The organism is Curtobacterium sp. ER1/6 (genome assembly GCF_001742745.1).
GTDB classification, from domain to species: Bacteria; Actinomycetota; Actinomycetes; order Actinomycetales; family Microbacteriaceae; genus Curtobacterium; species Curtobacterium citri.
The window spans coordinates 201,234-220,036 of sequence record NZ_MJAK01000005.1 but is presented as its reverse complement, the minus strand read 5'-3'; the positions used below and the strand labels follow the sequence as shown (position 1 = coordinate 220,036).

18 protein-coding genes are annotated in these 18,803 nt (G+C 73.6%); 13 read left to right on the top strand and 5 right to left on the bottom strand.

The window, feature by feature from the left end:
* Window positions 1-126: 126 nt before the first annotated feature.
* The gene (mtnN, locus tag Cus16_RS10180) at window positions 127-837 is read right to left on the bottom strand and encodes a 5'-methylthioadenosine/S-adenosylhomocysteine nucleosidase (protein ID WP_083263868.1); all 711 of its coding nucleotides are present in this window, start codon (window positions 835-837) and stop codon (window positions 127-129) included.
* 140 nt (window positions 838-977) lie between these two features.
* Here mtnN and Cus16_RS10175 point away from each other — a divergent pair, with 140 nt between their 5' ends.
* Window positions 978-2,762: a discoidin domain-containing protein gene (locus Cus16_RS10175; protein WP_069712539.1), complete on the top strand. Its 1,785-nt coding sequence runs from the start codon at window positions 978-980 to the stop codon at window positions 2,760-2,762.
* A 57-nt stretch (window positions 2,763-2,819) separates the two neighbouring features.
* Entirely contained in the window at window positions 2,820-3,662 is an 843-nt protein-coding gene (locus Cus16_RS10170) for a formate/nitrite transporter family protein (RefSeq protein WP_069712538.1), read from the top strand.
* An 84-nt stretch (window positions 3,663-3,746) separates the two neighbouring features.
* Here Cus16_RS10170 and Cus16_RS10165 read toward each other — a convergent pair whose 3' ends face one another.
* Window positions 3,747-4,049 (bottom strand): hypothetical protein, encoded by a 303-nt coding sequence (locus Cus16_RS10165; RefSeq protein WP_069712537.1) that lies wholly within the window; start codon window positions 4,047-4,049, stop codon window positions 3,747-3,749.
* A gap of 132 nt (window positions 4,050-4,181) precedes the next feature.
* On the opposite strand from Cus16_RS10165, the gene Cus16_RS10160 reads away from it, so the two are divergent.
* The 11 genes from Cus16_RS10160 (at window position 4,182) to Cus16_RS10105 (ending at window position 15,579) form a co-directional block, all read left to right on the top strand.
* On the top strand, window positions 4,182-4,682 hold the full coding sequence (locus Cus16_RS10160) for a BLUF domain-containing protein (protein WP_223246584.1): 501 nt from the start codon (window positions 4,182-4,184) through the stop codon (window positions 4,680-4,682).
* Between the two features lie 40 nt (window positions 4,683-4,722).
* A complete protein-coding gene (locus Cus16_RS10155) occupies window positions 4,723-5,745 on the top strand; it encodes an LLM class flavin-dependent oxidoreductase (protein WP_069712536.1) in 1,023 nt (340 codons plus the stop codon).
* 652 nt (window positions 5,746-6,397) lie between these two features.
* Window positions 6,398-7,303, top strand: a complete 906-nt coding sequence (locus Cus16_RS10145; protein WP_069712534.1) for a carbon-nitrogen hydrolase family protein — start codon at window positions 6,398-6,400, stop codon at window positions 7,301-7,303.
* A gap of 1 nt (window position 7,304) precedes the next feature.
* The gene (locus Cus16_RS10140; protein WP_223246586.1) at window positions 7,305-7,595 is read left to right on the top strand and encodes an MSMEG_0570 family nitrogen starvation response protein; all 291 of its coding nucleotides are present in this window, start codon (window positions 7,305-7,307) and stop codon (window positions 7,593-7,595) included.
* The gene (locus Cus16_RS10135; protein ID WP_223246583.1) at window positions 7,592-8,869 is read left to right on the top strand and encodes an MSMEG_0569 family flavin-dependent oxidoreductase; all 1,278 of its coding nucleotides are present in this window, start codon (window positions 7,592-7,594) and stop codon (window positions 8,867-8,869) included. Before Cus16_RS10140 ends, Cus16_RS10135 begins: the two co-directional genes overlap by 4 nt.
* Window positions 8,870-8,917: 48 nt before the next feature.
* Window positions 8,918-9,766, top strand: a complete 849-nt coding sequence (locus Cus16_RS10130) for a carbon-nitrogen hydrolase family protein (RefSeq protein WP_141718928.1) — start codon at window positions 8,918-8,920, stop codon at window positions 9,764-9,766.
* 203 nt (window positions 9,767-9,969) lie between these two features.
* Window positions 9,970-10,515, top strand: coding sequence for an MSMEG_0572/Sll0783 family nitrogen starvation response protein (locus Cus16_RS10125; RefSeq protein ID WP_069712531.1), 546 nt, complete (start codon window positions 9,970-9,972; stop codon window positions 10,513-10,515).
* Between the two features lie 5 nt (window positions 10,516-10,520).
* Window positions 10,521-11,600 carry an MSMEG_0568 family radical SAM protein gene (locus Cus16_RS10120; protein WP_223246582.1) on the top strand — a complete coding sequence of 360 codons (1,080 nt, stop codon included), beginning with the start codon at window positions 10,521-10,523 and terminating at the stop codon, window positions 11,598-11,600.
* A gap of 10 nt (window positions 11,601-11,610) precedes the next feature.
* Entirely contained in the window at window positions 11,611-13,008 is a 1,398-nt protein-coding gene (locus tag Cus16_RS10115; RefSeq protein WP_069712591.1) for an MSMEG_0567/sll0787 family protein, read from the top strand.
* 2 nt (window positions 13,009-13,010) lie between these two features.
* On the top strand, window positions 13,011-14,156 hold the full coding sequence (locus tag Cus16_RS10110) for an MSMEG_0565 family glycosyltransferase (protein ID WP_069712530.1): 1,146 nt from the start codon (window positions 13,011-13,013) through the stop codon (window positions 14,154-14,156).
* Window positions 14,157-14,160: 4 nt separating this feature from the next.
* A complete protein-coding gene (locus tag Cus16_RS10105; RefSeq protein ID WP_069712529.1) occupies window positions 14,161-15,579 on the top strand; it encodes an AMP-binding protein in 1,419 nt (472 codons plus the stop codon).
* A gap of 11 nt (window positions 15,580-15,590) precedes the next feature.
* Here the strand turns inward: Cus16_RS10105 and Cus16_RS10100 are convergent, their stop codons facing one another.
* From Cus16_RS10100 to Cus16_RS10090, 3 genes are read right to left on the bottom strand one after another with little or no spacing between them, the layout of a single operon-like run.
* Window positions 15,591-16,355 carry a DeoR/GlpR family DNA-binding transcription regulator gene (locus tag Cus16_RS10100; RefSeq protein ID WP_069712528.1) on the bottom strand — a complete coding sequence of 255 codons (765 nt, stop codon included), beginning with the start codon at window positions 16,353-16,355 and terminating at the stop codon, window positions 15,591-15,593.
* Between the two features lie 34 nt (window positions 16,356-16,389).
* Window positions 16,390-17,412, bottom strand: a complete 1,023-nt coding sequence (gene pdxA, locus Cus16_RS10095) for a 4-hydroxythreonine-4-phosphate dehydrogenase PdxA (RefSeq protein WP_069712527.1) — start codon at window positions 17,410-17,412, stop codon at window positions 16,390-16,392.
* Window positions 17,412-18,713, bottom strand: coding sequence for a four-carbon acid sugar kinase family protein (locus Cus16_RS10090; RefSeq protein ID WP_069712526.1), 1,302 nt, complete (start codon window positions 18,711-18,713; stop codon window positions 17,412-17,414). Before Cus16_RS10090 ends, pdxA begins: the two co-directional genes overlap by 1 nt.
* Window positions 18,714-18,803: the final 90 nt, after the last annotated feature.

Below are 18,803 nucleotides of genomic sequence, written 5' to 3'. Positions count from 1 at the left end.
GCCGACGCTGACCCGCTGACCCGACCAGACCGGGCAGGGCGAGCGGACGGCGGACGGGAGGCGCGGTGCGGACGCGCACCGCGCCTCCCGTCCGTCGTCGGTGCCCCGCGCGGAGCGTGGCCCCGGTCAGACCGCCAGGTCCAGCAGCACGTCGTGCGCGACGCGCGCGGCGCGCGCCGACGCGTCGTCGAGGTGCTCGCGGAACTCGTCGCCGTCCGGCGCGCAGAGGTCGCTGATCCCCCGGATCGACAGGAACGGCATGCGGTGGACGTGGGCGAACTGCGCGATCGCCGCCGACTCCATGTCGACCGCCGCGATCGTCGGGAACGTCACGCGCAGGTCGCGGGCACGCGCGTCGGTCACGAAGACCTCGCTCGACCCGATCGACGCGACGCGCACGCGGTACGGCGTGTCGGCCGCGGCGGCACGCGCCAGCATCCCGGCGTCCGGGTCGTAGCGGGGCGGCATGCCCGGCACCTGGCCGAGGGCGTAGCCGAATGCGGTGGCGTCCGCGTTGATGTTGACGTAGTGGTCGCCGACGACGACGTCGCCGATCTCGATGCCGCGCTCGAGGCCGCCGGCCGTGCCGACGCTCAGCACCGGGACGGTCCCGAAGTCGTGGAAGCAGTGTGCGACCGCCGCGGTCGCGTTGGTGAAGCCGATGCCGCTGCGGCGGAGGGCGACGAGCGACCCGTCGACGTCGAGCAGGTGGTGCTCGTCGTGGCCGCCCACGGGTCCGTCGTCGATGACGACGCCGCCGAGCAGGTCGGCGACCGCGGAGAGCTCCTCGGTCATCGCGGCGATGACGACGGCGACGGGGGTTCCTTCGGGCTGCACCGACCGATCCTCGCACGCGGCCCGGACGTCGCGGGACGGATCGACCCCGGCCGGCCCCTCGGACTGGGGCGTCGACGCCCCGTTGACCGTCGCGGAACGGTGTCCGTACCGTTGCGCTCGTCACGATCGGAAGGGGCCCGATGCGCGCCGTCACCACCACCCTCGGCAGGACCGCCGGCACGACCGTCCGGGTCGCCGCCGCGGTGCTCGCCGTCGTCCTGCTCGCCGCACTGCTCGTGGCGACCAGGGGTCCGGCGGCGAGCGCCGCCCCGACGCTGCTGTCGCAGGGCCGACCGGCCGTGGCGTCGTCGAACGACGCGACCGGCAGGGCTCCGGGCAAGGCGGTCGACGGCAGCACGAGCACCCGCTGGGCGAGTGCCCGGAGCGACGCGCAGTGGCTCCGCGTCGACCTCGGTCGGACGGCGACGATCTCGCGCGTGGTGCTCCGGTGGGAGGTCGCCTACGCGAAGGCGTACGACATCCAGGTGTCGGCGGACGCGAAGACCTGGCGCACGGTGTCGAGCACCCGCTCGGGCAAGGGCGGGGTCGTCACCACGGACCTGTCCGGCAGCGGCCGCTACGTGCGGATGCTCGGCGTGCAGCGCGGCACCCGGTACGGGTACTCGCTCTGGGAGTTCCAGGTCTACGGCACCGTGCCCGCCGCCACACCGAGCCCGACCCCGACGACCCCGCCGAGCGCGACGCCGACGCCCACCCCGACCCCGACGACCCCGACGACCCCGACGACCGGCGTGCGGGTCACCGGCACCCAGGGGGCGTGGCAGCTCACGGTCGACGGGAAGCCGTGGCTCGTGAAGGGCGTGACGTACGGCCCGTCGAACGCCCAGGCGGCGGACTACATGGACGACATCGCGAGCACGGGCGTCAACACCGTGCGGACCTGGGGCACCGACGCGTCCTCCGCGCAGCTGTTCGACGCCGCGCGGGCACGCGGCATCCGGGTCGTCGCCGGGCTCTGGCTCGACCAGGGGGCGGACTACGTCGGGGACACGAAGTACAAGGCCGACACGCTCGCGAGCATCACGAGGACGGTGACGTCGTACCGCGACCACGGCGGGCTGCTGATGTGGGACGTCGGGAACGAGGTCATGCTCGGCCAGGGCGAGGCCCAGCGCGTCGCGTACGCGAAGTACGTCGAGCAGGTCGTGCAGGCGATCCACCGCGCCGACCCGGGCCACCCGGTGACCTCGACGGACGCCTGGACCGGCGCGTGGGACTACTACCAGCGGTACACGCCGAGCCTCGACCTGTACGCCGTGAACTCCTACGGCGGCATCGGCTGGGTCCAGCAGAAGTGGCGCGACGGCGGCTACACGAAGCCCTACCTGGTCACCGAGACCGGCCCGGCCGGCTCGTGGGAGGTCCCGAGCGACGCGAACGGCGTGCCCCGCCAGCCGGACGAGACCGCCACCGCGCAGGCGTACACGGACGCGTGGCGTGCCGTCACCGCGGCACCCGGCGTCGCCCTCGGCGCGACGATGTTCCACTACGGCGTCGAGAACGACGAGCCGGGCGTCTGGCTGAACCTCCGCACCGACGGCCTCAAGCGGCCGTCCTGGTACGCGGTGCAGCAGGCGTACCGCGGCACCGTCGCCGGCAACCGGCCGCCCGTCGTGGGCACCACCACCGCGAGCCCGTCGACCGGCGTCACCCCCGGCGCGACGGTGACCGTCAACGCACCCGTCTCGGACCCCGACGGCGACGCGGTCACCTGGCGCGCGTACACGTCGAGCCGGTACATCGACGGCAACGGAGCCCTGCGGGAGACGCCGGTCACACGCGCCGCGGACGGCACCCTCCGGATCACCGCACCCACGACCCCGGGTGCGTGGAAGATCGCCGTCTACGCCCTCGACGGGCACGGCAACGTCGGCATCGGGACGACCTCGGTGCGGGTGCGCTGAGGTCGGGACGCGCCGGTCACCGACGTCCACGGACCCCGCAGGGCTACGGTCGGACCGGTGACCGATGATCGACGCCGCGAGGTCGGCGAGGGCGACGCACCCGTCGAGGACGAGATCGAGGAGTCCTTCGACGCCGTGGTCGACGAGGGTGCCGAGCGACTGCAGCGGACGACCCGCGTGGTCCTGGCCACCGGGTTCGCCGGGGGCCTCGAGATCGGGCTCGGGGTGATGGGCTACCTCGCCGTGCTGCACGAGACCGACAGCCACCTGCTCGCGGGACTGGCCTTCAGCGTCGGGCTGATCGCCCTGCACCTGGCGCACAGCGAGCTCTTCACCGAGAACTTCCTCATGCCGATCGTGGCGCTCATCGCCCGCGAGGGCACCGTCGGACAGCTCCTGCGGCTCTGGCTCGGGACCCTGCTCAGCAACCTCGCCGGCGGCTGGGTGGTGATGTGGCTCGTCGTGCAGGCGTTCCCGCAGTGGCACACGGTGCTCGAGGAGTCGGCACGGCACTACGTCGACACGCCCTTCGGGCTGCAGGCCGTCGTGCTCGCGGTGCTCGGCGGCAGCACGATCACGCTGATGACCCGCATGCAGCAGGGCACCGACTCCGACCCCGCGAAGCTCGTCGCCGCCGTGGTCGGCGGCTTCCTGCTCGCCGGCCTGCAGCTCTTCCACTCGATCCTCGACTCGCTGCTCGTGTTCGGCGCGATCCAGGCGGGGTCGTCGATCACGTACGGGCAGTGGCTGGGGTGGTTCGGCTACACGCTGCTGTTCAACGTGCTCGGCGGGGTCGTGCTCGTCACGTCGCTGCGGATCATCCGGTCCGCCGACCTGCTCCAGGGTCGGCGGCGCACCGCGCCGGACGCACCGGACCGCGGGGCGGGCGAGCAGGGCTGACGCCGGCACGGGACGGACGGGAGGCGCGTGGCGGCGCCGCCACGGGCCTCCCGTCCGGCACCGGGTCCCGCTGCGCCGGAGGGGTCAGTGAGCGGCGGGGGTGGCGACGGCCAGCGCGGACGCGAGCGTCGCGATGAGGCCGAGCCGGGCGAAGTACGGGCGGACCCCGACGGGGAGCAGGGCGATCAGTGCGAAGGCGTTCGCCGCGGTGTCCGCGAGCCGCTGCTGCTCGGCTGCCGACAGCGGGACGCCGGCGGCGACCAGCGTGCCCCAGCCGACGATCTCGGCACTCGGCAGTTCCGGGTCGCACACGCTCGCACGGTCCACGCCCTCGGGCAGCGGCGACGTGCTGTGCACCAGCAGGGCTGCCTCGAGTTCCTCACGCATCGCTCCACCGTAGAGCCGCACCTGCCGAGGGTCACAGGAAGCCGGGGGACGTCGCTGCTCGCCAGCCGCGGTCGGGCCCCGGTCCGGCCCGATCCCGGGCGGCTTCCCGGCGAGCACGGGTTGAGTGGGAGCGTGCACCCCGTCACCCCGGAACAGCCGCAGCAGCCCCTGCTGTCCCTCGTCTACGCGAGCCGCGCGGTCGTCGGCTTCGGGCTCGACGACCTCGACGAGCTCCTCGCGCACTCCCGCCGGGCGAACGCCGTCTCGGGGGTCACGGGTCTGCTCCTGTTCAAGGACCACCGGTTCCTGCAGCTGCTCGAGGGCCCGGCGACCGCGGTCCGCGAGAAGATGGCGTTCATCGCGGAGGACCCCCGCCACGAGCACGTCACCGTGCTGCTCGAGGAGGACGTGCCGACGCGGCAGTTCCCCGAGTGGACGATGGGCTACGCCGCCGAGGACACGCTGCAGCGCGCCGAGGTCCCGGGCCACCGCACGACCTTCGACGACATCGACTTCATCCCGGACGACCACCGCCTCGGGCCGAACCTGCCCGAGCTGCGCGAGCTGCTGCGCTGGTTCCGGGAGCACCAGCCGACCGCCGCGTCCGGCGTCGGGACCGCCCGCCCCCGGTGATCCCCGTGCCGCCGGGGCGTCCGTCTGGGACGATCGGGGCATGCCCTCCGACGGACGACCGCTCGAACGCCTCGGCTTCCTGACCCTCGGGTCCTTCGACCCGGCCGACCCCGCCGCCGGCCACGAGGAGACCCTCCGCGTGATCGAGCGGGCCGAGTCGCTCGGGTACGACAGCGCGTGGCTGCGGCACCGACACCTGCAGCACGGCATCTCCTCCCCCGTCGCGGTCATGGCGGCCGCGTCGCAGCGGACCTCCCGGATCGCGCTCGGGACCGCCGTCACCCCGATCGGCGCCGAGAACCCGTTCCGGCTCGCCGAGGACCTCGGCACCGTCGACGTCCTGCTCGGTGGACGTCTGCAGCCGGGGTTCTCGGTCGGGACCCCCATGCACTACGACCTGTACCGCGACGCGATCCACCCGGACACCGCCGAGCACGAGGACCTCGGCAACGAGCGGCTCCTGCGCTTCCGCGACCTCGTGCGCGGCGACCGGGTGACGGACGGCGTCCAGCGCCGCGGGATCGAGGAGTTCGCCACGACCGTCCAACCGCAGAGCCCCGGGCTCGCCGATCGCATCTGGTACGGCACCGGCAGCACGCGCTCCGCCGTCTGGGCGGCGGAGAACGGCTTCCACCTCCTCACCTCGAGCGTCACGCGGAGCGAGGTCGGAACCGACTTCGCGACGAACCAGCGGGCGCAGGTCGAGGCCTACCTCGGCGCGCACCCGGACCCCACGACCGCACGGGTGTCACAGGGGCTCGTGGTGATCCCCACGGACACGGCGACCGCCGACCAGGAGGCGCGGTACCGCGCCTACGTCGAGGCACGGTCCGGGCGGGTCGGCGTCCCGCAGGGGCCGGCCGGGCTGCTGTTCGCCGCGGACCTCGTCGGGACCTCGGCCGAGATCGCCGACCGCCTGCGCGCCGACGCCGGGTACCAGGTGGCGACGGAAGTGGCGTTCGCGCTGCCGTTCTCGTTCGAGGCCGACGACTACTCGCAGATCGTGTCGGACCTCGCGGAGCGGCTGGGGCCGGAGCTGGGGTGGACGCCGGCCGCCGGTTGACGTCGGGTCGGCGGCGTCGACGTGTTCGACTTCGACGAGGACGGCCGTGTCCGACGTGTTGCTCGCCGGGTGGTGTCGGCTCCGCTACGCCGTGCGCGGGTTCCGCATCGACCGGACCGCCGGCCTCGTGATCCTCGACGAGGTCACGGAGCCCCGGGACCCGGCGGCGTGGGAGGCGGACCTGGCGCGGTGGTCGACGCGGCGGCTCGGGGACCGGACCGGAAGCGCGTCGGACAGGTCGACGCAGTCCCACTGGTCGACCGCGATGCCGAGGAGCACCCCGTCCTCGCCCGACGCGGCGACGACCTCCCCACGATCGCGGAGCTGCCGTCGAGAGCGGCCGTGCACGCCGCGTGCACGGGTCGCCGAGCTCGTGCCCGGCCCGAGTGGTGGAGCCGACGCACATGCGGCACCGTCGCGGTGGTGACCACCTCGCCGGGGCGCGGCGCGGCGGACCGCACCCGCGCCTCCCGTCCGCAGCGACCGGTAACAGACTCTCATTCCGCTCGAAACCATCCCGAAACACCTGCTCCGCAGACTGGTCGCAGCGCTTCTCCACGCACCGCCCGGCAGTCGTCGGACGGGTCCGACCAGACGAGACCGCCGACCCTCGAGCGGTCCCGGTGTCGTCGACCGACCCTGCAGGAGCACCATGCCACCCATCACGGTCGCGTCGGTCTCGGCGAACTTCACCCGGGACCTCGACCAGAACTTCGCGCTCATCGAGCAGACCCTGCACGACGCCCGTACGCAGGGCGTGCAGTTCGTCGCGTTCCCCGAGGCAGCCATCGGCGGGTACCTGTCGTCGCTCGGCAACCACGGGGACACCGTCGCGACGACGAAGCGCTCGTTGCCCCCGGCGATCCGGCTGGACGGGCCGGAGATCCGGCGCGTGCAGGAGCTCGCCGGCGACACCCTGGTCGCCATCGGCTTCTGCGAGCTCGACGACGACGGCGAGACCCGCTACAACGCGGCCGCCTGCCTCGACGGCGGTCAGGTGTACGGCTCCTACCGGAAGGTGCACCAGCCCCTCGGGGAGCACATGTCGTACGCGGCCGGCGACTCCTACGCCGCGTTCGACACCCCGCTCGCCCGGGTCGGTCTGCAGATCTGCTACGACAAGGCCTTCCCCGAGGCGGCTCGGATGCTCGCCCTGGACGGCGCGGAGGTCATCGTCAGCCTCTCCGCCTGGCCCGCAGCACGCACCGCCACTGCCGAGGACCTGCAGGACGACCGGTGGACGTACCGGCACAACACCTTCGACGTCTCGCGCGCCCTCGACAACCAGGTGTTCTGGATGGCGTCGAACCAGTCGGGCACGTTCGGTTCCCTCCGCTACGTCGGGAACGCGAAGGTGGTGGACCCCGGCGGGAACGTGCTGGCGAACACCTTCCTCGACGCCGGGCTGGCGGTCGCGCAGATCGACATCGAGGAGACCTTCCGGGCGATGCGCGGCGGCATGTTCCACCTCCGCGACCGCCGCCCCGACGTCTACGGCCCGGTCGCGGAGTCCGATTCGGCCTCGGTCACCGGCTGGCGGGAGCTCGCCCGTGCCTGAGATGCAGTTCGCCGTCCGGTGGCCGGACGGCTCGGAGGCCTCCTACTACTCCCCCAGTCTCGTCGTCCACGACCACCTCGAGGTCGGCGGCACCTACCCCGTGGCGGAGTTCGTCGACCGTGCGGGACGGGCGCTCGACATCGCGAGCGAGCGGGTCCGTGCGCGGTTCGGGTTCGCCTGCACGTCCGCCGCCCACACGCGGCAGGAGATCGCCGACGCCGCGCGGGGCGTGCACGACGGCGAGGTCGTGGTGCTCCGGATGGAACCGCCGCTCGACGGAGCCCCCGCGTGATCGCCGTCACGCTCCACGACGGCGACCACTTCGAGGCCGTCGTCGTCGGGGGCGGACAGGCCGGCCTCTCGGTGAGCCACGAGCTCGTGGCGTCCGGCGTCCACCACGTCGTGATCGAGCGCGACACCGTGGCGCACGAGTGGCGTGACGGCCGCTGGGACGCGTTCACCCTGGTGACGCCGAACTGGCACTGCCGCCTGCCGGGGTACCCGTACGACGGCTCCGACCCCGACGGCTTCATGACGCGCGACGAGACGTACGCCTGGGTCCGTCGGTACGCCGACACCTTCGACGCCCCCGTGACCGAGGGCATCGCGGTCGAGCGGGTCGAGCGACGGGCCGGCGGCGGGTTCACGGTGCGGACCTCCGCGGGGACCGTCACGGCCGACACGGTGACCTCCGCCACCGGCGGCTACCACCGGCCGGTCGTCCCGACGTGGGCGGACGAGCTGCCCGCGCGGGTGCACCAGGTGCACTCGCACGAGTACCGCAACGCCCGGTCGCTGCCCGACGGGGCGGTGCTCGTGGTGGGGACGGGGCAGTCCGGCACGCAGATCGCCGAGGACCTGCTGCTCGAGGGCCGCGAGGTCCACCTGGCGCTCGGTCGCGCTCCCCGTGTCGCTCGTTCGTACCGCGGACGCGACTGCATGACCTGGCTGGCGGAGATGGGCGTGTACGACGTCCCGGTCGCCACGCGGGGGCTCGCCAAGCGGGAGTCGACGAACCACTACGTCACCGGCCGCGGTGGTGGCCGCGACGTCGACCTCCGCGCCTTCGCCCTCCAGGGGATGCACCTGCACGGACGCGCGACCGGCATCGCGGACGGCGGCGTGACGTTCGGCGACGGCCTCGCCGCGGACCTCGACCACGCAGACTCCGTGGCCGAGTCGATCAAGGACGACATCGACCGGTACATCGACCGTGTCGGGCTCGACGTGCCGCAGGAGCCCCGGTACGTGCCGGTGTGGCGGCCGGACGACACCGCGCCCGGTGCGCCGCCGGCCCTGCCGCTGGACGCGATCGGCACGGTCGTGTGGGCGATCGGGTTCCGGGCCGACTGGTCGTGGCTCGGGGACCTGGGCGTCCTCGACGCCGAGTCGATGCCGGTGCACGACCGCGGCGTCACCGAGGTCCCGGGATTCCAGTTCATCGGCCTGCCGTGGATGCACACCTGGGGGTCGGGCCGCTTCCACGCGGTCGCACGCGACGCGGAGCACGTCGCCGGGGTCGTCACCGCGACGGTCCGCCCCGCGGTGCCCGCGCCGACGCGCTGATCGGCGGTCGCCGGCGCCGGAACGGACACCTCGCCCTACGCTGACCGTGTGACGACCGTGAGGATGGCAGCGGTGGCCGCGCACTTCGGCCGCGACGTGCAGCGCACGCTCACCAAGCTGCCCGGCATCGTCGAGCAGGCCCGGGAGCGCGGCGTCGACCTGCTCGTCCTCCCCGACGCGACCATCGGCGGCTACCTGCTCGACCTCCACCACCCGGCCGCCACCGAGGACGGCATCCCCGGCGCCATCGACCTCGACGGTCCCGAGGTCCGTGCCGTCCAGGAGATGGCCGGCGACATGACGATCTGCTTCGGCATCTCCGAACGCGGTGTCGTCGGGGGCGAGCCCGTGCGGTACAACACCGCGGTCTGCCTCACCGGTGACGGGGTCCTCGGGACGCACCGGAAGGTGCACCTGCCCCTCGGCGAGTCCGAGGCGTACCGGCCGGGCGACGCGTTCCGCGCCTTCGACACCCCCGTCGGCCGTGTCGGCATGCTCATCGACTTCGACAAGACCTTCCCGGAGGCGGCGCGCACCCTGGCCCTCGACGGTGCCGAGGTCCTGGCATGCCTGAGCGCCTGGCCGGCCAGCGTCACCGACCGCTCCGACCGGATCCGCTCCGACCGGCAGGCGCACCTGTTCGACCTGTACGACTGCGCCCGCGCGGCGGAGAACCAGGTCGTCCTCGTGTCCTCGAACCAGACCGGGGTGCTCGGCGACCTCCGGTTCCTGGGCCAGGCGAAGATCGTCGACCCCGGCGGCGAGATCGTCGCCAAGACCTGGGCGAAGGGCGGCATGGCGGTCGCCGAGTTCGACGTCGCCGCGACGATCGCCCGCGCACGACGGTCGCTCGACCACGTCGGTCAGCGCTCCCCCGGGGCCTACCGCCTCGACTGACCGACGGCCGCTGAACGGCGGGCCCTGCCCGACGGCCGTTGCCCGGCGGGCGCGGGTCGCCCCGGCTCCGAAACGCAATCGTCACGGATGAAACGCAGCGTTGTTCCAGGTGAAACCACTCCGAAACCGCACGCCCGAACACTGGGACCACCGGCGCGGAACAGCTTCCTCGTCGCCTCCCGACGCAGAGCAAGGAGCACTCGATGACCGATGCAGCCACCGACACGCCGGACTACGACGCGATCGTCGCGGAGAACGCCGAGAAGTCGCGCAACGAGATCACACACCCGTCGCTGCCGAAGGGCAGCAACATCTACGGCTCCACCAAGGTCTTCCCCGACTACGAGGCCACGAAGGACCAGTACTACTTCCAGCTCGTGCACGGCATCGCGCACGAGTCCTCGGTGTCGTTCGTCGCGGTGCTCCAGGCGACGCGGGCGCTCCGGAAGGGCTTCACCAGCGTCCTGTACTTCTACGGCCCGGGCGCGATGAACTGCATCGCCAACCGTGGGTTCCCGACCACCGGATCCGACGGCTTCCCGGGCGAGAACAACATCAACAACGCCCTCGAGACCTTCATCGCCGAGGGCGGCACGGTCTTCTGCTGCCGCTTCGGGCTCGCGCTGCACGGCAACCGCGAGGAGGACCTCATCGCGGGCGTGACACCCTGCCACCCGCTCGACGTGCAGGACGCCGTCATCCACTACGCCCGCAAGGGCGCGATCATCAACAGCACCTACATGGTGTGACCGTCGTGACGATCACCAACAACGGCACCGACCGCGTCGGGCACCGGGTCGCGGTTTCCCTCCTCGGTGTCCGCGTCGCCGCACCGGTCCACCGTGAGGGCGGAGCCGGTCCGTCGGACGACGGACACGTGCTGTTCGAGGGGCTGCAGGCGGCCCTGCCGGTGAACGCCACGAGCCCGTACACGGTGTCGGGCGGGAAGCTCATGCTCGACGGTGCGGACCTCGGGCTGAGCGTCGACCCCGTCGCCCGTCCACGGTTCTACGACCTCGTGACAGCGGACGGTGTGCGGTACGAAGAGGTCGCCCGGCTGCACGGCGCCAAGGTCCTCGCCACCACCGTCGTGCAGACCTGCATGCGGTACGACGAGGCCGAGCGCTGTCGGTTCTGCTCCATCGAGGAGAGCCTCCGTGCCGGGAACACCATCGCGGTGAAGACCCCGGCGATGCTCGCGGAGGTCGCCGAGGCAGCGGTCCGGCTCGACGGCGTCGAGCAGATGGTGATGACGACCGGCACCTCGAAGGGGCGCGACCGGGGCGCGACGCACCTCGCCCGCTGCGTCCGCGCGATCAAGGAGCGCGTCCCGGAGCTCGGCATCCAGGTGCAGTGCGAGCCCCCGGCCGACCTGCGCACGATCACCGACCTGTACGAGGCCGGCGCCCGCAGCATCGGCATCCACGTCGAGTCGATGGACGACGACGTACGACGCCGGTGGACGCCCGGCAAGGCGCGGGTGCCGCTCGACGAGTACCGGGCCGCCTGGCGCGAAGCCGTCCGGGTCTTCGGGTGGAACCAGGTCTCGACCTACCTGATCGTCGGCATGGGCGAGGACCCGGACGAGCTCGTCGCGTCGGCCGGCGAGCTCGTCGAGATGGGCGTCTACCCGTTCGTCGTCCCGTTCCGTCCGATCCGCGGCACGCTCGCCGTCGACGTCGACGGGGCGACCACGCCGTCCCGCAACGTGATGCACGACGTCACCCGCCGGGTCTCCGCGCTGCTGCTCGCCGCTGGCATGCACGGCGCCGACCAGGCCGCCGGCTGCGCCGCCTGCGGCGCGTGCTCCGTCCTCAGCACGACGGGGGCCTGACGTGCCGTCGATGGAGGTCCCCGCGCTCATGGGTCCGGCGCCCACCGCGTCGGTCGCACCCGCACCCTTCGTCGTCGGGATCGCCGACGCCGTCGAGGTCGCCGCGTACCGGCGGCTCCGGCACGACGCGTTCGTCGACGACCAGGGCCTGTTCGACCGGACGGACGTGGACCACCTCGACCAGGACCACCGCACGGTCGTCCTCGTCGCCCGCGCGACGGACGGCAGCGGCGCGGTGCTCGGCGGCGTCCGCGTCGCCCCGGCCACGGTCCGTGACATCGGCTGGTGGACCGGCAGTCGGCTCGTCGTCGGTCCCGCGGCGCGGAACGCGGCCGGGGTCGGCTCGGCGCTCGTCCGCGCTGCGTGCGCACTGGTCGAGCAGCGCGGTGCGCTGCGGTTCGACGCCCTCGTGCAGGAGCGCGCAGCGGCGCTCTTCACCCGCATCGGCTGGCAGCCCACGGGCCGCGAGGTGCTCGGCGGCGTCCCGCACCTGCGCATGCGCTGGCCCGTCGACCGCTACCAGCGCCTCGTCGACGCGACGAAGGCGCACCTCGCCGCCCTGTTCGCCGGTGACCGGCCGGGAGGCGCGGGCTGGGTCGGCGACGACGGCGCACCGCTCGCGGGCACCGACGTGATCGCCGCGTGCGACGCGATCCTGCCGTCGATGGTCGAGCGGGACCCCGAGTGGGCCGGGTGGTGCGGCGTCCTCGTCAACGTCAACGACCTGACCGCGATGGGTGCTGCACCCACGGCGCTCCTCGACGCCGTCGCCGGACGCGACACCTCGTTCGTCGCGCGGGTCGTGGCGGGGCTGCGCCGCGCCTCCGACGCCTGGGGCGTCCCGATCATCGGCGGCCACACGCAGGTCGGCGTCCCCGCCGCACTGTCGGTCACGGCGCTCGGCCGGACCGAGCACCCGGTGCCCGGCGGCGGCGCGCGGCCGGGCCAGCGGATCTCGCTGACGGCGGACCTGTCCGGCGGGTGGCGGACCGGGCACACCGGCGCCCAGTGGAACAGCACCGAGGGGCGGGACCGTGCCGCCCTGCGCGACCTCGCCGCGACCGTCGGCCGCGCGCGACCCGCGGCCGCGAAGGACGTCAGCATGGCCGGGATCGTCGGCACCGCCGGGATGCTCGCCGAGGCGTCCGGTGGCGGCGCCGTCCTCGACGTCGCCGACGTCCCGATCCCGCGGCTCGCGGCGACGGCGGACTGGCTCGGCTGCTTCCCCGGATTCGCGATGCTCACCGCGGACGATGCCGGGGCGAGCCGGATGGCCTCCCCCGCGGCGACCACCCGCGAGTGCGGGGAGGTCACGAGCGAGCCGGGGGTCCGCCTCCGCTGGCCGGACGGTGAGGAGACCACGGTGGTGACCGGCGGCGTCACGGGCTTCGGCAGCGCGGCGGCCTGAGCGTGCGGATCGCCCTGCTCACCTACTCCACTCGGCCGCGCGGCGGTGTCGTGCACACCCTCGCACTCGCGGAGGCGCTCGTCGAGCTGGGTCACGACGTCACGGTCGGCACGCTCGGCCGGGGCGGTGACCACGTGTTCTTCCGCGACGTCGACCCGCGCGTGCGACTGCAGGTCGTGTCGTTCCCCGACGGACCGGACGGCGAGACCGTCGGCGAACGCATCGTCCGTTCCATCGCCGCCCTGCGCGACGGCCTCGGGCTCGAGGGCCTCGACGTCGTGCACGCGCAGGACTGCATCTCCGCCAACGCCTGCGACGGCGCGGTCCGGACCGTGCACCACCTCGACACGTTCACCACCGCGCAGCTCGTGGCCTGCCACGACCGTGCCGTCCGCGAACCCGCGGCGCTCGTCTGCGTGTCCGCGTCCGTCGCCGCCGAGGTCGCCGCCGGGTACGGCAGGGTCGCCACGGTCATCCCGAACGGGGTCGACGCTCAGCGGTTCGGGTCCGCCGCCGCTCCGACGGAGCAGGCCGTCGCGGCGCGGACCGGCTGGACCGACCGGCTCGGCCGGTACGTCCTCGCCGTCGGCGGGATCGAGCCCCGGAAGGGCACGATCGACCTGGTCGCCGCCTACGACCGCCTGCGCGAGCGGCACGGCACCGACGTCCGCCTGGTCCTGGCCGGTGGCGAGACGCTGTTCGACTACCGGCCGTACCGTGCGGCCTTCGACGAGCTCGTCGCCCGGCGGAGCATCCCGGTGACCGAGCTCGGCGTCGTCCCGGACCCGGACCTCCCCGCCCTCGTCGCCGGGGCAGCGGCGTTCTCGTTCGTCTCCACGAAGGAGGGCTTCGGCCTCGCGGCGATGGAGGCCCTCGCGGCCGGGGTGCCCGTCGTCGCCCGGGACCTCCCGGTGCTGCGCGAGGTGTTCGGCGACACCGTCCGGTTCGCCGACGACGTCGACGGCATCGCCGACGCCCTGCAGGTCTCGCTGTCCGACCCGCGCGACCCGGCACCGGGTCGGGCACTGGCCGCGCGGTACTCCTGGGCTGCGGCCGCCGTGGCGCACACCGCGCTGTACGAGCGACTCCTGGCAGCCTCCGACGGAGTCGGGATCGGCCGGACCCGCAGCGCTCCCCTGCCGGCCTGACGCCGTGCGCACCTCGATCTCACGCGCCTTCACGGAACTCGCGCAGCGCGATCCGGACGCACCGGCGGTCGACGACGTCCCCCGCGGGGAGGTCGAGGCCCGCGCGAACGCCCTTGCTCGGCGATTCCGGGACGCCGGGGTCCGCACCGACGACATCGTGACGATCACCGGCGCGAACACGGTCGACACCGTGGTCGCCACGGTCGCCGCGTGGAAGGCCGGCGCGACCCCGCAACCGCTCTCCCCGCGCCTGCCGGGAGCGGACCTCCGCGCGGTGCTCGGACTCGTCCGTCCCGCCCTCGTCGTCGCCGACGACCCCGTCGACGGGCACCCGTGGATGCCGCTCACGTCCGCCGGCACCACGCCGTCCCCCGCCGACGCCGAGCCACTGGCGGAGGACCTGGCCGCCGCGTCCTGGAAGGCACCGACCTCGAGCGGCAGCACGGGCACCCCCAAGGTCGTCGTCGCAGCGGCCTCGGCGCACGTCGACCCGGACGGACGCGTCGCCGCCTTCGTCCCCCGGCACGCCCGCCAGCTCGTCGCCGGTCCCCTGCACCACGCCGCGCCGTTCGTCTACGCCATGCGCGGTCTGATGACCGGACACTCCCTCGTCCTCATGCCGCGCTTCGACGCCGGCACCTGGCTCGACTTCGTCGCTCGCGCACACGTGACCTGGGGCATGGTCGTGCCGACGATGATGTCCCGGATCGCCGCCCTCGGTCCCTCGCGCCTCGACGCGACGGACACGACGGCACTGGACTCGGTCCTGCACATCGGCGCGGTCTGCCCGCCGCACGTCAAGCGGGAGTGGATCCGATGGCTCGGACCCGAGCGGGTCGTCGAGGTCTACTCCGGCACCGAGTCGAACGGGCTGACCACGATCCGCGGCGACGAGTGGCTCCGACACGAGGGCAGCGTCGGCCGGCCCACCGGCGGGACCGTCGTCCGGATCCTCCGAGCGGACGGGAGCGAAGCCCCGGTCGGCGAAGTCGGTCGCATCGAGATGACACGGCCCGGGCCGGCGACCTACCGCTACCTCGGAGTCGACGCGCCCCCTGCGGATGCCTGGCACAGCCTCGGTGACAGCGGGTGGCTCGACGACGACGGCTACCTGTACATCGCGGACCGGCAGGACGACCTGATCGTGAGCGGCGGCGTGAACGTGTGGCCCGCCGCCGTCGAGTCCGCACTCGAACGCCACCCCGCGGTTCGCAGCTGCCTGGTGGTCGGCCAGCCGGACCCGGACCTCGGGCAGCGGGTGCACGCGGTCGTCGACGTCGGGGACGCCGACGTCACCGCGGCGGAGTTCGACGCGTGGGCGGCGACGGCGCTCGACCCGGAGACGTGTCCCCGGAGCTGGACGATCGTGCACGAGCCGCTCCGGGACGACACCGGGAAGGCGCGGCGGAGCGCGTGGCGCTGAGCGACGGTGGATCAGGCCGTGGTGACGGTGATGCCCGCTGCCGTGAAGCGCTCGACGAGTTCCGGCGCCACGCCGTCGTCCGTCACCAGCGTCCACCCGCCGCCGAGGCGCGTCCACGCGTGGAACTCCGACTGCGCGGTCTTCGACGAGTCGGCGAGGACGTACACCGCGGCCGCCCGACGAGCGAGGAGCTCCTTGAGCCGGATCTGCCCGAGGTCCGCCTCGCAGATCCCCCGCTCCGGCGACACCGCATCGGCACCGAGGTAGGCGGCGTCGAAGGTCAGGTACTCGAGCGCCGCCTCCGTCAGGGGACCGACGAACCCGTTGCTCAGCGCGCGGTACTCGCCGCCGAGCGTGACGAGGCGGACGTCGTCGCGCTCGGCCATGTCGGTGATGACCCCGACGCTGGTGGTCGTGACGGTGAGGTCCGCTCCGACCGGCAGCGCGTGGGCGAGCGCCGCGACCGTCGAACCGTTGTCGAGGAACAGCGACGCCCCGGGCGCGACGGTCGCCGCGGCCCGACGGGCGATGTCGCGCTTCGCGTCGAAGTGCTCGCCGAGCCGTTGTCGCAACGAGGCCTCGGGGTGCGCGGCCACCGCCATCGCACCGCCGAACGTGCGGGTGAGCTTCCGTTGCTCCTGCAGGGTCGCCAGGTCGCGCCGGATCGTCGACGCCGTGACGCCGAACCGCTCGGAGAGTTCGTCGACGCTCGCGAGGCCGACCGTCGTCGCGAGCGTGACGATGGCGTCACGCCGCGCTCTGGCCGAGATCGACACCGGGCACCTCCGGACGGCAGGGACTGCGGACGGGTCAGGCGCCCCGGGCCGGGCTCATCGCGCCCGACGTCGGGGCGAGTTCGGCCGCCTGGCGGAGCGCCTCGATCATGCTAGCGACATCGGCCTTGCCGGTGCCCGCGATGTCGAACGCCGTCCCGTGGTCGACCGACGTGCGGATGACCGGGAGCCCGACCGTGATGTTGACGCCGGCCTCGATCCCGAGCACCTTCACGGGGCCGTGGCCCTGGTCGTGGTACATCGCGACGACGAGGTCGTAGTCCCCGCGGCCCGCGAGGAAGAAGAGGGTGTCGGCGGGCAGCGGCCCGACGGCGTCGATCCCGTCGGCACGCGCGGCCTCGACGCCCGGAGCGATCTTCTCGGCCTCCTCGCCGTGGCCGAACAGGCCGTTCTCACCGGCGTGGGGGTTGATCGCCGCCACGCCGATCTTCGGGTGCGGGTTGCCCGCGCGCACGAGGGCCTCGTTGCCGCGCCGGATCGTCCGCTCGACGAGTCCCGGTTCGATCCGCGCGACGGCGTCGATGAGTCCGACGTGGGTGGTCACGTGGACGACCTTGAGCTTCGCGGTCGAGAGCATCATCGAGACCTCGTCGACGCCCATCAGCTCCGCGAGCATCTCGGTGTGCCCGGGGAAGACGTGACCACCGGCGTGCAGGGCCTCCTTGTTGAGCGGCGCCGTGCAGATCGCCTGGACCTTCCCGGTCGTCGCCGCCTCGCACGCGACGCGGATGTACTGGAAGGCCGCGTCACCGGCGACCGGCGAGAGCCGCCCCCACGGCAGGTCCTCGGGCAGGAGACCGAGGTCGACCACGTCGACGACGCCGTCCTGGAACGCCGCGTCGGCGACGTCCGCGACGACGTTGAACGTGGCGTCGACGCCCCGGATCGCCGCGGCCTGGCGGAGGCGGGCGAGGTCGCCGATGACGACGGGTCGGCAGACGGCCAGGACGTCCGGCGACACGATGGCCTCGACGACGATCTCTGGGCCGACACCGGCCCCGTCGCCCATCGTGACGGCGACGATCGGAGTGGCGTTCATCACAGGTGCTGCCTTTCGGTTCGGTCTGCCCGGGGCCGCTTCGAAGCGGCCTCCGGCTGCGGGGTGTGATCGGTCGAGCCGGCCTGGAGGACCGTGGCGGCGTCGAGCAGGTTGGTGACGGTCCCGAAGCTGCCGGGACGCGTGACGACACGACGGCCGTCGTCCGCGCGGGACACGACGCAGCCCGGTTCGACGGCGCCCTCCGGCACGAGGCTCGTGATGTCGAGGCGGGTGAGCACGGACCGGGCCGTCTCCCCGCCGGTGAGCACGAGCGCGGCCTGCCCGCTGACGGCGGCGGCCACGATGCCGAGGCCGTCGGCGAGCCGTCGGGCGAGGTGCGGAACCGGTTCGTGCCGGTCCTCGACGCAGATCGCCGCGCTCCCGCTGCGCAGTGCCGTCCGCACGGTGTGCAGCGCCGGGTGGTCGATGTCGTCGACCTCGCGGCGGTCGACGGCACGGAGCAGGACGTTGCGGGGCACCGGGACGACCGGGACGCCGTTCGTCGCGAGGACCTCGAGCTGGGCGGTCGCCTCGGTGCTCGCCGTCCCGACGACGAGCAGCACGCCGTGGACGTCCCCGGTGCGCGCCGACCGCTCGTGGAGGTCGGGTACGACCGGGTCGGAAGGTGCCGCTCCGCGGAGCCGCCCGATCGCCGCGGCGATGCCGCCGGAGCCGAGGACCGTGCAGTCGACGCCGTCGAGCGCCGCTGCGATCCGGTCCAGGTCGTCGTCGGAGACGGCATCGAGCACGGGGACCTCGCCGGCGTCGAGCGCCCGCCCGACCTCGTCGCGGACGGCGTCGCTGCCGGCGCGCACGACCGCGAGCGGGACGGACCGGGCGCGCTGCCCGACCGCGGCCAGCGGACCGGGGACGACCCGTGCCTCCAGGCCGTGCAGTCCCGCTTCCGCCACCGGCCTGCCGTGCACGTGGAGTGCGCCGTCGACCACCGTCCGCCCGAGTGCCGGGAGCGCTGTGGCGACCACGACGGGTGCGCCGGCGTCGAGGAGCCCGCCGACGACGTCCCCCACGCCGCCGCGCAGCAGCGAGTCGGTCTTCACCAGCCGCACCGGCGCTCCGGCTGCGCGCATCCGCTGCGCCGCCTGCCTGACGGCCGCGCGCCGCGCGTCCGGGTCGAGCGACCGCGTGTCGCAGTCCAGGACGACGTCGGACCGGGACCGAGCGACGTGCTCGAGCGCGGCGGGCAGCGTGAGGGCGACGGTGACCGACCCGGCGCCGAGGACCGCGGCGACCTCGGCGGCTCCGGACAGGTCGTCGGCGATCGCGGCGAGGCGGTTCGACATCGGACCCCTCCTCGGGCTCGGTGGACGGTCCCGTCGACGGATCGACGGTGTGCACGAAACACGCTAGACGACCTGCGTGAAACACGCAAT

Excerpts from the sequence above, each read along its gene's own strand:
- Cus16_RS10175 (WP_069712539.1), top strand. The coding sequence starts at position 978 with ATGCGCGCCGTCACCACCACCCTCGGCAGGACCGCCGGCACGACCGTC.
- Cus16_RS10165 (WP_069712537.1), bottom strand. The coding sequence starts at position 4,049 with ATGCGTGAGGAACTCGAGGCAGCCCTGCTGGTGCACAGCACGTCGCCG.
- Cus16_RS10155 (WP_069712536.1), top strand. The coding sequence starts at position 4,723 with ATGCCCTCCGACGGACGACCGCTCGAACGCCTCGGCTTCCTGACCCTC.
- Cus16_RS10145 (WP_069712534.1), top strand. The coding sequence starts at position 6,398 with ATGCCACCCATCACGGTCGCGTCGGTCTCGGCGAACTTCACCCGGGAC.
- Cus16_RS10140 (WP_223246586.1), top strand. The coding sequence starts at position 7,305 with ATGCAGTTCGCCGTCCGGTGGCCGGACGGCTCGGAGGCCTCCTACTAC.
- Cus16_RS10125 (WP_069712531.1), top strand. The coding sequence starts at position 9,970 with ATGACCGATGCAGCCACCGACACGCCGGACTACGACGCGATCGTCGCG.
- Cus16_RS10115 (WP_069712591.1), top strand. The coding sequence starts at position 11,611 with ATGGAGGTCCCCGCGCTCATGGGTCCGGCGCCCACCGCGTCGGTCGCA.
- pdxA (WP_069712527.1), bottom strand. The coding sequence starts at position 17,412 with ATGAACGCCACTCCGATCGTCGCCGTCACGATGGGCGACGGGGCCGGT.
- Cus16_RS10090 (WP_069712526.1), bottom strand. The coding sequence starts at position 18,713 with ATGTCGAACCGCCTCGCCGCGATCGCCGACGACCTGTCCGGAGCCGCC.